This window comes from Mycobacterium sp. IS-1590 (genome assembly GCF_001500025.1).
Taxonomy (GTDB): domain Bacteria; phylum Actinomycetota; class Actinomycetes; order Mycobacteriales; family Mycobacteriaceae; genus Mycobacterium.
In genome coordinates, this window is sequence record NZ_LQIW01000035.1 from 1 (window position 1) to 2976 (window position 2976).

The 2976-nt window shown below is 64.2% G+C and carries 1 protein-coding gene; it reads right to left on the reverse strand.

Annotation, left to right across the window (positions count from 1 at the left end; all coding sequences use genetic code 11):
* Nucleotides 1-70 precede the first annotated feature (70 nt).
* The coding region (locus AU197_RS19400) for a condensation domain-containing protein (RefSeq protein WP_156434483.1) at nt 71-2976 on the reverse strand (2906 nt) is incomplete at its 5' end.

The following is a 2976-nucleotide window of genomic DNA, read 5'->3' on the forward strand; positions in this document are numbered from 1 at the left end:
CATCGCGTGGGAAGCCGTCGATGCCAGCGGATGGTCAGAAAGCCGATTGGATGAAGCCATCCGAGCCGCATCACGGCCCACTGATCGCCACCCACATCGTCGTCTCCGTCGGGCCATAAGCATTAACCATCACCCGACCCCGCGCCCACCGATCCACCACCTGCGCCGGACACGCCTCACCCACCACCACCAACGACACCGACTCCAACCCCTCCACACCCAAAACCCCCACCGCAGAAGGAGTCTGAGTCAACACCTCAACGCGCTCATCGACCAACAACGCATGAAAATCCTCGGCCGAACCCACCACATCCTCACCAACAACCACCACCCGCCCACCACGCAGCAACGCACCGAAGATCTCCCACACCGACACATCAAAAGCCAACGAATGACTGTGGGTCCACACGCCCGGATCGGGCAATGCCGCATCCAACGATCCCAGCAGCCCGGTCACACCGGCGTGCGTAATCCCCGCCGCCTTGGGCACACCCGTCGTACCCGAGGTATAGATCAAATACGCGATGTCCTCGTGGTGCGACATCGGCAACGCAGACCCGTCACCCGTGATCGCCAAATCATCGACATCGATGATCTGTACGTCGTGACCGGCCAGTCGAGGCCGCAAGGCCGCCGTCGTGATGACCACCACCGGCGCGGCATCCTCTAAGACGAAATCGATGCGCGCGTCAGGCACCACCGGATCGACCGGCACACAAGTCGCGCCGGTCTTGAGCACCCCCAGTATCGCCACAATCGCATCCGCCGACCGCGGCACCAACAGCCCCACATACCGGCCCGGACCCGCACCCAGATCCACCAACGAATGCGCCAGCCGATCGGCGGCCTCGTCCAAGTCGAGGTACGTCATCGATCGGCCCTCGAAGGTCACGGCGACCGCCTCCGGTGCGCGCACCACCTGTGCGCTGAACAACTCCGGAATCGACACCAGCGGGCGAGAATCGGTCAAGCTCGCACGGTGGCCGAGTTCATCGAGGCGAGCGCGCTCGGAGTCGTTGAGGGCTTCGATCGAAGCCACCCGCCGGGTGGGGTCGGCGCACAGTGCCGCCAGTACCCGCTCGAACCGCTCGATCAACACCTCGATGCTCGCCGCATCGAAGACGTCGGTACGGAACTCCACCGCACCCGCGATTCCGGCGGGCTCACCGTCTTCAGTGACGTTCTCGGCCAGTGAGAAGGTCAGGTCCATACGGGCGGTTTGGGTTTCGACCGGAATCGGCGTGACGTGCAGGCCACCCAGGTGCAATCCATCGGTGGTTCCCGCGGCGTACACGGGGAGGTTCTGCCACGCCAACGACACTTGTATCAGGGGGTGGTGCGCGAGGTTTCGGGTCGGATCGAGTCGCTCCACCAACACCTCGAAGGGCACATCCTGATGCTCGTAAGCAGCCAAGCAGCGCCGGCGCACCTGAGCCAACAACTCCCCCACCGTCAGATCCGCACCCACATCCACCCGCAACACCAACGTGTTGACGAAAAACCCCACCAGATCATCCAGCGCCGGATCACCCCGACCAGCCACCGGAAAACCCACCGCCACATCACGACCCGCACCGACCTTCGCCAACAACACCGCCAACGCGGCCTGCGCCACCATGAAACTGGTCGCATTGAACTCCCGCGCCAGCGCACGCACCCGCTGCTGCAGCTCGGGTGACCAATTCACCGGCACCGTCGCACCTTGCAACTCCGCCATTGCGGGGTAGGGCCGATCGGTGGGCAACGGGATCCGCTCGGGCATGCCGGCAAGGGAGTCTGTCCAGTACGCCAACTGCGCGGCGATGGGACTGTCGGGGTCATCGAGCTCGCCCAGGTTCGCGCGATGCCACAGCGTGTAGTCGGCGTACTGCACCGCCAACGGCGTCCATGCGGGATCGTGTCCGGCGCATCGGCTGGTGTACGCGGTGCTCAGGTCGCGCACCAACGGCGCGATCGACCAGCCGTCGGCCGCGATATGGTGCAGTACCGCGACCAGTACGTGTTCGTCGTCGGTGAGGTGGAAAAGCCAAGCCCGAATGGGGATCTCGGCCGATAGATCGAACGTGTGCCGTGATGCGGCTCGGATGGCTTCATCCAATCGGCTTTCTGACCATCCGCTGGCATCGACGGCTTCCCACGCGATGTCGGTTTCCTCGGACGGCAACACGACCTGCCGTGGTGTCCCGTCGGCTGCCTCGAAGACGGTGCGAAGGCTTTCGTGTCTGCAGATCACGTCGCGAAGCGCCATGGCGAGAAGATCGGCGTGTAGGTGTCCGCGGAGTCGCAATCCCACCGGCAAGTTGTAAACCGGTGAGGGACCGTACAGTTGATCGATGAGCCACAACCGGTGCTGGGCGAAGGACAACGGAACCGATGGGGGCCGCGGTGCGTGCGCCAGCGGCCGCGGCCGGCTGGTACCGGCACCGATGTGCAGTGCCAGTTGGGCCACCGTGGGTGCCTCGAACACTGTGCGAACGGAAAGCTGGGTATCCATACCGGAATTGACGGCGGCGATCAGACGCATCGACAGGATGCTGTCACCACCGAGGTCGAAGAACGAGTCGTCGACTCCCACGCGGTCCAGTCCCAGGACTTGGGCATATATACCGGCGAGAATTTCCTCGATCGCGTTACCGGGGGCACGGTATCCGGTGGATCGGTAGTCGGGTGCCGGCAGGGCGCGGGTGTCGAGTTTGCCGCTGACCGTCAGTGGCAGCGCCTCGATCAACACCACCGCCGAGGGCACCATATAGGACGGCAGACGATCAGCCAGCTGCACACGCACGGCAGACGGCTCAGCTGTCCCGGTGATGTAACCCACCAGACGCTTGTCACCGCGACGGTCCTCACGCACAACCACCGCCGCCTGAACCACCCCATCCAATCGCGCCAACACAGACTGAATCTCGTTGCTGCCGGCGTAAATCGAGCCGGCCCGGTCGTTGAAGTAGCGCAACGGTGCGACCGCCTGCCAGG